Source organism: Hymenobacter mellowenesis (genome assembly GCF_030581005.1).
Taxonomy (GTDB): domain Bacteria; phylum Bacteroidota; class Bacteroidia; order Cytophagales; family Hymenobacteraceae; genus Hymenobacter; species Hymenobacter mellowenesis.
In genome coordinates this window covers 40,337-52,852 of sequence record NZ_JAUQSX010000011.1, presented here as the reverse complement: position 1 = coordinate 52,852, position 12,516 = coordinate 40,337, and the positions used below count along the sequence as shown (strand labels likewise).

Here is a 12,516-nt window from a genome sequence, read left to right as displayed (position 1 = left end):
TTGATTATCTATTCTAAAAAATATTGAATCCTAGATGCAAAAGGCTGCGGGAGAGAATATATGCCGCATCTTGCGTGGAAATTGCCTTTCCTCATTCCGGCATCTATCCCTTTCGTATGAAACTCAAAACTGTTAAGCTGCAAAACTTCCGAAGCTACCGGGATGAGGTTGTCGTTTGCATCGATGATTTGACGGCGTTAGTTGGCCAAAATGACGCGGGCAAATCCACGGTGCTGGAGGCGCTGGAAATTTTCTTTAACAACACGCTGATTAAGATTGAGTCGGCAGACGCGGCTCAGGGAGGCAATGCGGCAGATGTTCGCATCAGCTGCCTATTTGAGGATTTACCCGGAATTCTGACCATCGACAGCCGCGCGGAAACCACGTTGGCCGACGAGTTCCTGCTGAACGAGGACGGCTATCTGGAGATTACGAAGGGGTACAACTGCAGCCTCAAAACGCCAACTTGCACCACTTCCGTCCGGGCCAACTATCCGACGGCCGCGAACTGCGCGGACCTGCACAAACTGAAAAACGCCGATTTGAAACTGCGGCTGGCGGCGCTGGGCATCGCAACCGATGGCATCGACCAACGGTCGAACGTGAAAATCAGGCAGGCCATTTGGGCAAATCAGGCCGATTTGGCCTTACTGCCGTCGGCGGTTTCGCTGGATGAGGAAGACGGTAAAAAGGTATGGACCAAGCTAAAGGAAGAGCTGCCGCTGTATGCGCTTTTTCAATCGGACCGGGCTTCGACCGATGACGATAGCGAAGTGCAAGACCCCATGAAGCTGGCCGTGCAGGAGGCTCTGGGCACGGTGCAGCAGCAGCTCGACGAGATTAAGGATATTGTGCAGCGGAAGGTGCAGGAAGTGGCGCAGCGGACGCTGGAAAAGCTGCGGGAGATGAGCCCCGAACTGGCGAATGAGCTGACGCCCAAGTTTAAGTCGGAACCCAAGTGGGACGGGCTTTTCAAGCTTAGCCTGACCGATGACCAGCAAATTCCCATAAACAAGCGCGGGAGCGGGACACGCCGGCTTATTCTCATCAATTTCTTTCGGGCCGAGGCGGAGCGCAAGCAGAAAGAGAAGAATGCGCGGGGCGTGATTTACGCCATCGAAGAGCCCGAAACGTCTCAACACCCATCCAATCAGAAGCTGCTGATAGAAGCCTTGATGGCACTATCGGGCCAGCCGGGCTGCCAAGTGTTGCTGACCACGCACACGCCCAACTTGGCGGGGCTGATTCCGACCCAACACCTGCGGTACATCACCAAAACAGCCGCCGGTAAGGTGGTGAACAACACCTGCGACGATGAAACGCTGCAGGAAATAGCGCTGCAGCTGGGCGTGTTGCCGGATAAGCGGATTCAGGTCCTGTTCTGCGTGGAAGGACCGACGGATGTCGACTTCTTTCTGCACATTTCCAGCGTATTTCACGGCCATGATTCGTCGCTGCCCAATCTGCTGCATGATAAGCGCGTCGCCATTCTGCCGCTTGGCGGGAGCACGCTCAAGCAGTGGGCCGAGAAATTCTACTCGCAGAACCTGGGCCTGCCCGAAGTGCACGTATATGACCGGGATATTGCCACGCCGCCAACATACCAGGTGGCCGTAGACCGGGTGAATGCGCGGGGCAATGGGTCGTGGGCGGGCCTGACTAATAAGCGCGAAATCGAAAATTATCTGCACCACGATGCGCTGTACGAGGCCTTCGGGGTCAGCTGCGCTTTCACAAGTGCCTGTAATGTGTCGCAACGCTTATCAGAAGATTTAAAGGCCGATGCGGGAGCCTGCGCCCGTTTCGGATTAGTTGGTTCTGACCGGGCCAAAAAGCTAATGCATGAGCGCGCCACGCAGAACATGACGCTCGAACGCGTCCGGGCAATGGACGATGACAACGAGATTGAAACTTGGCTGCGCCACATTGCCGACCGCCTGAATTAGGCGGAGGCATTGGTAGCGAAAGAGTAGCACAAAATCAACATCCGGCAAACGGGTTGGGAGTTAGTTCGGGGTTTTTGCCTTCCGTACCTTCGTCCTCACACCTATTGCTACCCCCGCATGCCCACCCTCCACTGGATTGGTAAAGACAAAGTCATCAACCACCACCAGGACGTTCCGTTTCGCCTCCTCAACCACCAGTACGGGACCCTGGCCGACGGCACCCAAACCACCGAGCCCACCGGCAGCGGCAACCAGATTATCCACGGCGACAACCTCGAAGCCCTGAAAGCCCTGTTGCCCCAGTACGAGGGCCGGGTGAAGTGCATCTACATCGACCCGCCCTACAACACCGGCAACGAAGGCTGGGTGTACAACGACAACGTAAACGACCCCAAAATCAAGAAGTGGCTGAGCCAGGTAGTGGGCAAGGAAGGCGAAGACCTGTCCCGCCACGATAAATGGCTGTGCATGATGTACCCGCGCCTCAAACTGCTGCACAAGCTACTGGCAGAAGATGGGGCTATTTTCATCTCTATTGACGATACTGAATTGTATAATTTAAAGTCAATATGTGACGAAATAATGGGGGGGGGGGGGGGGTAATTTCATAACCTCTATTGTTTGGCGTAAAAACTATGCGCCAAAGTCCAGTGCTATGTACTTCTCGGGGGACCATGAATACCTCCTCGTTTATGCCAAGAATGCAGCCCTGTGGCGGGTGAATTTGATGCCTCGCACGGAGAAGCAGGACAAGGCATACAAAAATCCAGATAAAGACCCCCGTGGACTTTGGCGCCCCAATAACCTAGCTGCCCGCAACTTCTATAGCAAAGGCACTTATCAGATAAAAACTCCGAGCGGCAGAATTATCGAAGGTCCTCCTCCAGGCTCTTACTGGCGCGTCTCAGAAGAAAAATTCTGGGAGATGGACAAGGAGGGAAGAATTTGGTGGGGCAAAGATGGCAGCAATGTTCCGGCACCTAAAATCTTCCTAACCGAAGTAAAACAAGGTGTTGTACCGCAGACTTTTTGGTCCTACGAAGAAGTAGGCCACACGCAAGAAGCAAAGAGAGAGATTTTAGCGATTTTGGATAAAGCGGAAACCGTTTTCTCTACGCCAAAGCCGACCCGGCTGATTGAGCGAGTTTTACAACTTGCGACCGATAAAGACTCTATCGTCCTCGACAGCTTTGCCGGCAGCGGCACCACGGCCCACGCCGTGCTCAAGCTCAACCAGCAGGACGGCGGTAACCGCACGTTCATCCTCACAGAGATGGAAGACTACGCCGAGCACATCACGGCGGAGCGGGTGAAGCGCGTGATGCAGGGCTACGCCGGCCAGCCCGGCACCGGCGGCAGCTTCGACTACCTGACGCTGGGCGAGCCGGTGTTTACCGACTCGGGCGAGTTGAACGAGCGGGCTGGGCTAGCGGGCCTGCGCCAGTACATCTACTATGCCGAAACCAAGCAGGCCCTACCCCCCCTGGCCGAGGCCGAAGCCGACAACGCGGCGTTTCTGGCCCGGCACGACGATACGGCCTACTACTTCCACTACGAGCCCGACGCCGTGACCACGCTGGGTCACGGCTTCCTGGCCACCATGCGCACCCGCGCCGGGCAGTACATCATCTACGCCGATAACTGCTTACTGCCGTCCGAGTTCCTGACCCAGCACGGCATCATTTTCAAGAAAATTCCCCGCGACATTTCGCGCTTTTAGTCCCCGGCCGACATGGAGCTCAAACCCTACCAGCAAGAGGTTATCACGGACCTCGCCCGTTTTCTCGACTGCGTGCAGGCCACCAAAAACCTGCCCGATGCCTTCCACGACTTCTGGGCCGCACACCCGCGCACGCCCTTGCAGCCGTTTCCGGGCACGGCCATCGAGCCCTACAAAAACACGGTGCCGGGCGTGCCGCACGTCACCATCAAGGTGCCCACGGCCGGCGGCAAAACATTTCTGGCGGCCAACGCGCTGCGCACCGTTTTCGCGGCCTTCCCGGTGGGCCGACCCAGGGCCGTGGTGTGGCTGGTGCCTTCCATTACCATCCTCGACCAGACACTGCGCAACCTGAAATACCCCGGCCACCCCTATCGCCAGAAAATCAACACCCACTTCGCCGGCCGCGTGGAGGTGTATGACAAAGCGGCCCTGCTGCAAGGCAGCGGCTTTTCGGCCAGCAGCGTGCAGGAGCAGCTGAGCCTGGTGGTGCTGAGCTTCGACAGCCTGCGGGCCAAAAACAAGGAAGACCGCAAGGTGTACCAGGAAAACGGCAACCTGCAATCCTTCGGCACCCTACTGGGCGATGACGAGGACATTACGCTCATGCGCGTGATTCAGGCCCTGAACCCGGTGGTAGTGGTGGACGAAAGCCACAACGCGGAAAGCGACCTGAGCGTGGACATGCTCAAGAACCTCAACCCCTCGTTCATCCTCGACCTGACGGCCACGCCCCGCAAAAACAGCAACATCATCAGCTTCGTGGACGCGCTGGCGCTCAAAAAGGAGCACATGGTGAAGCTGCCCGTCATCGTCTACAACCACAACGACCGGACGGAAGTCATCAACTCGGCCTTGCAGCTGCAGCGCAACCTGGAACTGCAGGCCAAGCAGGAGCAGAAAGCCGGCGGGCGCTACATCCGGCCCATCGTGCTGTTTCAGGCCCAGCCCAAAACGGCCGACGACAACACCACCTTCGAGCTGCTGAAAAAGAAGCTGCTCGACCTAAAAATCCCGGAAAGCCACATCCGCATCAAAACGGCTGGGCTCAACGAGTTGAAAAATGAGGACCTGGCTTCGCCCAAGTGCGAAGTGCGCTACATCATCACGGTGAATGCCCTGAAAGAAGGCTGGGACGCGCCGTTTGCCTATATCCTGGCCTCGCTGGCCGACAAGTCGTCGGCCGTGGACGTGGAGCAGATTCTAGGCCGGGTGCTGCGCCAGCCCTACGTGGCCCCGCACGCCGCGCCCATGCTCAACATGAGCTACGTGCTGACGGCCTCCGGCAAGTTTCTGGAAACGCTCGACAGAATCGTGGTGGGCCTCAACAAAGCTGGTTTCAGCGCCCGCGACTACAAGGTAGCCGACGCCGCTACCCTGGCCACGCCCGACCCGCTGGCCACCTTCGTGCAGGCTCCGCTGAACTTCGACGCGCCCGCCCCCACCCAGGCCGCCGACGACCTGGCCGACATCGATACCAGCCGCATCGCGCCGCTCGCGCCCGCCACCGACGAAGCCGCCGCGGCCGTGTCGGTCGCCGACCCGCTGGCCAGCCTGCCGGCCGCCGGGGGCTCGGTGCAGGCCATTGCCGAAGCCGCCCTGGCCCAACAGGCCGAGTTTGAGATAACCGTGGCTGCCAGCACCGCTGGCGGGGCCACACCCCTGCCCACCGTGCTCCAATCGCTCGTGAAGACCTACCCCATCAAGGAAATATTCCGCGAGCAGGCCGCCGCCCTGGTTTTGCCGCAGTTCTTCTGGAAAAAGCCCGCCGCCAGCCTTTTCGATAGCGGCGAGGGCAGTCAGGCCGTGCTGCTGGAAAAGGAATACCTGCTCGAAGGCTTCCCGCTGGGCAAGGCCGATACCAACATCAAGTTCGACGGCGTGTCAGCCGAGCTCTACCGCGTGGACCTCGACGATACCAAGCAGGAAGCCACGCCCACCTTCACCCGTATCGACGGCGACGCCAAGGAGCGCATCATGGCCTTCATTCTGGACCCTAGCCGCAAGGACAGCCGGGTGAAGAACTTCACGCGCCGTATCCTCGACCTCATCGGCAACCTCTACCCCATTGCCGACAAGGAGATTGAGCGCTACGTGAAGCGCATTCTGGAAGACTTCACCGACGAGCAGTTCACCGACTTCGCCAACCACGAGTACACCTACACCGGCAAAATCAAGGACAAGATTAAGCTGCTATCGGAGGAGTACGCTTACAAGCAGTTCCGAAACTTCCTCGACCAGGACAAGGCTTTTATTCAGCCCGCCTACGTCTTCCCCACCCAAATTTCGCCCGGCGAAACCAGCAAGGACATCACCAAGTCGCTCTATGAACAAGAGGGAAAAATCAACGGCTTCGAGGAGAAGGTCATCAACGAAATTGCTAACCTGCCCAACATTGCCTTCTGGACCCGCAACCCGGAGCGCGGTAAAGGTTTCCGCATCAACGGTTTCCTGAACCACTACCCTGACTTCATTATCCAAACCAAAAGCGGCAAAACGCTGGTAGTCGAAACCAAAGGCGACCACCTCGACGCAGAGCAGAAGATTAAGCTGGGCGCCACTTGGGCCCAGAAAGCCGGCAACGCATTCCGCTACTTCATGGTGTACGAGCGCCGCGTGGTGGACGGGGCTTATAAACTGGACGACTTTTTGGAGACGCTGCGGAAGATATGATGCAAGGCTGTTAATCTGATACTATCGCTTTCTAAGCGAAGTGTGAACCGAGTGCCAAATACTGGGACTGCTCTTAGATTAGGAGATGTCCCAGTATTTGGCAATAAGTCTCTATAGCACAAATTATTATTTCAATCCTATAAGCTCACCTATGGCAAGCTATGTATACAGTGGCGGGTTAGCTGGAGGCGGTGAATAGCCAAAAGCGCGACGAATAGCGGTGGTGACGGGAGTTTGTAACTTGTCGCGCAGTCCTGAGAAAGACCCTATAACGTCCACGCCGAAGGCAGACGTTAGTGCTAAACCAAGCTTTACCCACCCATTATCCGGGTAGCATACAGTAGCGACGGCTAGCACCAACACTAAGGCCACCACTGGCACCGTTACAACAAAGGCGGCCAAGCGCTGCGTACGGCGTAGAAAGCGCCCCGTGAAGTGCTCAGTTGCGAAGAACTGCTCAGGATTTAATAGCCCCTTACTGTTGAAGGCCAGCTCCAGTGCTTTAAGCGAAATTAGATTGAGAAAAGGGGAAGTGAAAAATGGGAATGGCCGCCGCCACAGGAATTTAAACATCTTATTGAGGCGGATTTCATCTGGAACTTGCTCACCGGTAAGCATCTGGTATACTAGCGACACTTGATGGTAGTCTTCCCGACTGTTAAGATTACCCGCTAAAATATTGCCCAGCGTAACATTCAGCCGCTGCTTTTCCTCATCCTGCGATATGCGTAGAGTTAGTAGTTGACGCACCCAAGTGCTCGGCAAGGCGAATCTTTTCACCGCACATACCAGTGAGAAAACCAGATAGTCGTTGTAAATCCATTCCGATTCCTTGTTCGGTTTGCGCTCTTGCAACTGCTGGTACAGTTCCCGGCATTGCGCTTCCTCAGCACAGCGCACAAAGTGCAGCATGTTGCACGCCAAGCTATTAGAATCGGCCATCTGCAGCTTTGGCGGCAGCAAATCTGACTGTTCGTAAAGAATGCCCACAAAAAATTGAGGCATAGGACTTTCCAGCAATGGGGCCAGATAGGTTGATTTTGCCTCTAGAGAAACCATTTCTTATGCCGCAGTTGGCGGCTAGCTACGTCGTAGTTCCAACTAGAAATGCCTCGCAAGTCCTTCAACTGCCGCGCCAGCATGTTGGAGTATAGCAACGTAACTGGCGAGTGTGCGGGATAAAATGTGCGGAAGGAAAGCCGCGTAAACTTGAATGCTTGCTGCACCACATAGGTCAGGTCGACGAAGGTAGAACTGCGGTGAATGCGCACCAGCACCGGCCGCGACGCCGCATGGCGCGAAGTTTTCATCTCGTGAGGTCCCAGCATCTGCACCAAGCAGGAACGTGGGTCCAGTAGCACATTATAGCCTCGCCAGGGGACGTATGTGCCTTTATAAATCTTGCGGTAGTTATCAAATTCTCCCCGCTCATTTTCATTGAACAGCACATAGGGATGAAATTCGGAGAAGGTTACGAAGGCAAACTTGATATCGAACTCCTGATACTGTTCCATTAGACTGGCCACGACGTCGGCCTCAATATGCTTAATCGGTTTGAAAATGTGGAAGATAATGCGGATACGGTCACCAGAGCTCCAGCTATAATTGTTGGAAATTTCGTTAATGGATACTTTCAGATTTTGCAGCAGTTCGTCAAAATACTGGTCGTAGGGTACATCCTGGGTTTTGCGGTTAGAGATATACTTGCCATCAGCCGAGAAGAAAGTACTGATACCCACAATACGGGCTTGTGTGGCACCCGCATATTGATTGCTACGCAGAATGGAGCTGCCAATGCCAATCACTAATTCGTGGTCAACACTTGGGCCGGTGGGCACTGTCCAAGGGGTACCACCTAACTTGGCATACATCTGTAAGGCAATACTATCGATGCTATAGGTAGGTTTCTGAGCCGTTTCGGCCCGAATGAATTGCGTTGAAATACCGTGCGAGTACAGCAAAGACTTCACCTGAAAATAGGGATTGTCTACTGGCAGCAATTGACGAAAATTCTCACACGTTTCGATAATAGCAATATCAAACGTGCAGGTTTCGGCGCGTAGCAGCTTGTTGATAGCAGCCAAGTACTGCGGCACAGTGTAGTCCGTGATTTCGGCAATACGGTACTCCATCGTCGTCAGACCATACTTGCGCACCATGCCGTTGGCGAAGTACGCATGCTGTGCAATGCCGCCTTTTAGCTGGGCCAGAAACTCCGTGAAGTGACCAGTATTACGCTGGTGAAACACAACAAGCACCTTGGGCGAGTTTACATCGAAGGACGTGGAACGACTATAAGGTCCGAAGGTATTAAGCCCGGTTGTAGGTGTAGCATGCACATTGGTGCCACTAACATCGAAAATGAGTTTGGGCTCTTCTAATCGGATGCCAGCCTGCGCGGGCACTGCATTTTCCGTTCCGATGGAAAAACAAAATGAATCGAAATTGCGGTACGTTAGCCGGCTCAACCAACCGCCTATCTCCTCAATTTCGCGCATTACCACATCGGGCTGCAAGCGTCTGGACTCGTCCTGCTTAATGTGATTTACAATCTGTTCGGCTCTCCCTTCTCCAACAAAAGAACCGAGGTAGTGAATAATATTTTCTTTGGACTTAAAAAGTGTCAGGTCAGCCAGGACATATTCAGTAGGGCCTTGGTTGGTTCCCACCGTAGCGTGGTCGCCATCTACGGCCATTACGCGCCCAAGTAAGGTTAATTCGGGAGCAACTACTCCATCTGAGTAGTCAGGTGAGGTAGAGCTATTCACTTCGAGGCCCAGAATGTCAAGCCCCTCGTTCACTAATTGTTCGCAGGTGCGGTCTATAGTCCATTGGTAGCGGTGATTGACCACAGCCACGAACTGCGGCTGACCTTCTGCTTCATTATAGCGAAGTTGAACTTCGGTAATCCGCTTGTAGGTAATGATATTTTGCAGCCGTTCAGGCAGCATAGCTAAGGCTAAATCGTACTTATCCTGCTTTGCGGGGAACGTGAATGGATGAAATGATGGCAATAGCCCTGGCACCTTGTCTTTGATGGCCCGAAAGAAGATGTGCCGAATTAAGGATGCCACCACTTCAGGGTGCTCGTTAATGCTGAGGCGCACTACATCACCTAGTGTAGCTGCTGCTTCAGTGCCAGGCGAGATATAAATAAAGTCGTCACGCCGGAAAAAAGAATGAGTCGCATTATACTGCTGACGCAAGCGGTCTAGTACCTCTTTCTGATACGGCAGACGCTGAATATGGAACTCGTCAAAATCGAAGTGGAGCGGAAAGAAATTGGATTTCATGCGAAGTAGACAAGTAGAACTGACGCTAAGAACTCAACAAATGAAGTTCTTAATCAATCAGAATACTAAAGCTACTCACCTTGCAAATAATTTTAGTAGAAGACCATGAAATCAGTTAGTAGGCAGACGCCGTTTCTACCTGAAAGCTTCGTTCTGTCATGCAGAAGGGGATTTCTGTTACCCGCCAGATTTTAAAAATGTCATCTGCATTTGAAATGTAGCCAGCGCCGCCCCGTCCGGCAGCAGAAACCGCTGACTCGGGCTATCCGGTGGGAACTGCAACAACTCGTTCTGCACATCGAGGCTGCGCAGCAGGCGGTGCAGCAGCCGGGGCTCTTCCTTCTTCAGGTTGCCATTTTTCAGGTTGATGATAGTGGTGTAGGGAAACTTGTGGGCCTCGCAAAAAGGCAGCAGTCCACCCCGGGCAATCATCTTTAACCGGTTCTGGGCGTAGAGCAGCGCGTCCTGATAGGGCAGGGCCAGGCTCAGGTCGGGAAAGCTCAGGGGCGCTACTTCCGGCCCGCGTTTTTCTTCTTCCATGCTTTGTAGCTTTTAATCATTTCGGCGGCCTGCTCGGCCGTGGTGGCCCGGGCCTGCTCCTCCGTACAGTCGGGCTTAAACTTAGCTTTTACCTCCCCATCAGTGACATAGAAGCCCCATTCGTTGCGGCCGATGGTGTACTTGCCCACGGTGGCACGTTTTTGGCGGCCTCCGCCTGGGCTTTGATGAGGTAATTGACAGCCAGTGCCGGAGTAACAGCCGCGGCAGATATGCCGGCTGGCACGTTGAAATACTGCTCGCGCCACTTCAGGTAAACGCCTTTCGGCCCCTGCCCCACGACCACCGGCTTGCCCTCGTGCAGGCCCACCTCGCGGGGAGCTGACGCCCGGCGCTGGACAATCAGGTTTTGCGCCTGCGCCTCGCTCAGCTGCGCGGGGCTGATGTCCTCGGGAAGGTTGTAGTATTTCTCGGCGTGCAGGATGTAGGGACCGTTTTTGCCGGTTCCCAGCAGCATTTCCGCGCCCTCAAAGTGGCCGACGAGGCGCTTTTGCAACTCAGCCCGGTCCGGGGTGAGCTGGTCGGCGGCGGCCACCCAGCCCAGCAGGTTCTTATCGAACATGGGCACGAACTGCTGGTAGGTCTGCTGACCCCGGCCAATCTTGTCGAACATGGCCTCGCAGCCGGCGGTGAACTTGTAGTCCATCACCTTGGGGAAGTGGCGCTCCAGAAACTCCGTGACCTCGGTGCCGGTGGCCGTGGGCATCAGCTTGTCCCTATCCGCGCCCAGCGTCTCGCTACGCTGGCTGGTGGTCAGCTGCCCGCCGTGCCAGGTTAGGACCTGCGCGGTGAGCTTCTTGCCCACCACGCTACCGGTGCCGATGTACTTCCTAGCGAAAATGGTGCGCAGGATGGACGCGTAGGTGCTCGGCCGGCCAATACCCTGCTTTTCCAGGTCCGCGACCAGGGTGGCCTCATTATAGCGCCTGGCGGGGCGAGCAAAGCTCTGGCGCGCCTCCAGCTTTACCAGCGTCAGCGCCTCGCCCTCCTGCACCGGGTGTTTTAGCGTCGTTTCGGCCTCATCATCGGGCTCCTCCCCTTCTTCCTCAGCCTCCTGGTACACGGCCAGGTAGCCGGTGCGGGTGAGTACGCGGGTGGAGCTGGTGTAGGTGTCGGCGGCATCGGCTGCCGGCGTAAGGGTGATGGTGGTCTGGTCGTACTGCGCGGCCAGCATCTGCGAGGCCAGGGCGCGGGTATAAATCAGCCGGTAGAGCGCCTGCTCGTCGGGCGTATCGCCGGCGTGGGCCTGCTCCCAGTGGGTGGGGCGAATGGCCTCGTGGGCCTCCTGCGCGCCGTCCTTGTTTTTGGTCTGGCGGGCCTGGAACTGGTCAGCGCCGAACTGCGCGGTAATCTGGGCCCGGGCCTGCAGGGTGGCTTCCTCACCCAGATTCACACTGTCGGTGCGGATATAGGTGATGTGGCCGCCCTCGAACAGCTTCTGGGCCAGGTCCGAAACCTTCTGCACGGTAAACCGGAGCTTTTTCACGCCTTCCTGCTGCAGCGTTGAGGTGGAGAAGGCCGGCGCGGGCTGGCGTTCCACCGGCTTTTTCTCCACGCCCAGCACGCCAAAGCCCGCGCCGCGGCCGACCTGCGGCAGGTAGGCCTGCGCCTGGTCGAGCGCGGCGAAGGGCGGGGCCGTGCGCCGGGCGCGCAGTTGCTCGCCGTGGCCGGTCTGCAGCGTGGCCACCACCGGCACGGTGAACGTGTCAGTGAACTGCTGAATCTGCCGCTCCCGCTCCACCACCAGGCGCACGGCCACCGACTGCACCCGGCCGGCCGAGAGGCCGGCCGCCAGCTTGCGGTTGAGCACCGGACTAATGGTGAAGCCTACCAGCCGGTCCACGGCCCGGCGGCCCTCCTGAGCGTGCACCAGGTGCAGGTCCACCGTGGTGGGCGCGGCCAGCGCGGCCTTGATGGCCTTCTCGGTGATTTCCTGGAAGGCAATCCGCTTGGTTGTGCGTGGGTCCAGGCCCAGCACCTCGCAGAGGTGAAACGCAATGGCCTCGCCCTCCCGGTCGGGGTCGGTGGCCAGATACACGCCCTGGGGGCCCGCGGCTTTGGCCAGGCGGCGCAGGTTGGCCACCACGGCCTTTTTGTTGTCGCTGACGACGTAGTTCAGGGCGTGGCCGTGCTCGCGGTCGATGCCAATGTCGCCCCTGCCCACAGGCAGGTCGCAGATATGGCCCACCGAGGCCGCCACCTCGTAGTCGGGGCCCGCGTAGCCCTTGATTTTTTTAATCTTGTTGGGGCTTTCGACGATGATAAGCTTCATGCTGGGTAGCTAGTACGCAGCGAAACTACCAAGCCCAATTAGCCCTGCGGGGAA

The 12,516-nt window shown here is 56.6% G+C and carries 8 protein-coding genes; 4 read left to right on the top strand and 4 right to left on the bottom strand.

Annotated elements, in window-relative coordinates; translation table 11 throughout:
• Positions 1–116 precede the first annotated feature (116 nt).
• The 4 genes from Q5H92_RS19190 (at position 117) to Q5H92_RS19175 (ending at position 6,339) form a co-directional block, all read left to right on the top strand.
• Positions 117–1,946: an ATP-binding protein gene (locus tag Q5H92_RS19190; protein WP_305013178.1), complete on the top strand. Its 1,830-nt coding sequence runs from the start codon at positions 117–119 to the stop codon at positions 1,944–1,946.
• 117 nt (positions 1,947–2,063) lie between these two features.
• Positions 2,064–2,549: a DNA methyltransferase gene (locus tag Q5H92_RS19185; protein WP_305013177.1), complete on the top strand. Its 486-nt coding sequence runs from the start codon at positions 2,064–2,066 to the stop codon at positions 2,547–2,549.
• Between the two features lie 52 nt (positions 2,550–2,601).
• A complete protein-coding gene (locus Q5H92_RS19180; RefSeq protein WP_305013176.1) occupies positions 2,602–3,666 on the top strand; it encodes a site-specific DNA-methyltransferase in 1,065 nt (354 codons plus the stop codon).
• A 12-nt stretch (positions 3,667–3,678) separates the two neighbouring features.
• Entirely contained in the window at positions 3,679–6,339 is a 2,661-nt protein-coding gene (locus tag Q5H92_RS19175) for a DEAD/DEAH box helicase (protein ID WP_305013175.1), read from the top strand.
• A gap of 159 nt (positions 6,340–6,498) precedes the next feature.
• On the opposite strand, the gene Q5H92_RS19170 is transcribed toward Q5H92_RS19175, so the two are convergent.
• The 4 genes from Q5H92_RS19170 to topA form a co-directional block, all read right to left on the bottom strand.
• A complete protein-coding gene (locus Q5H92_RS19170) occupies positions 6,499–7,398 on the bottom strand; it encodes a hypothetical protein (protein ID WP_305013174.1) in 900 nt (299 codons plus the stop codon).
• Positions 7,386–9,632, bottom strand: coding sequence for a Piwi domain-containing protein (locus tag Q5H92_RS19165; RefSeq protein ID WP_305013172.1), 2,247 nt, complete (start codon positions 9,630–9,632; stop codon positions 7,386–7,388). Before Q5H92_RS19165 ends, Q5H92_RS19170 begins: the two co-directional genes overlap by 13 nt.
• A 177-nt stretch (positions 9,633–9,809) precedes the next feature.
• Entirely contained in the window at positions 9,810–10,172 is a 363-nt protein-coding gene (locus Q5H92_RS19160; RefSeq protein ID WP_305013171.1) for a hypothetical protein, read from the bottom strand.
• Positions 10,173–10,260: 88 nt separating this feature from the next.
• A complete protein-coding gene (gene topA, locus Q5H92_RS19155; RefSeq protein WP_305013170.1) occupies positions 10,261–12,462 on the bottom strand; it encodes a type I DNA topoisomerase in 2,202 nt (733 codons plus the stop codon).
• Positions 12,463–12,516 lie beyond the last annotated feature (54 nt).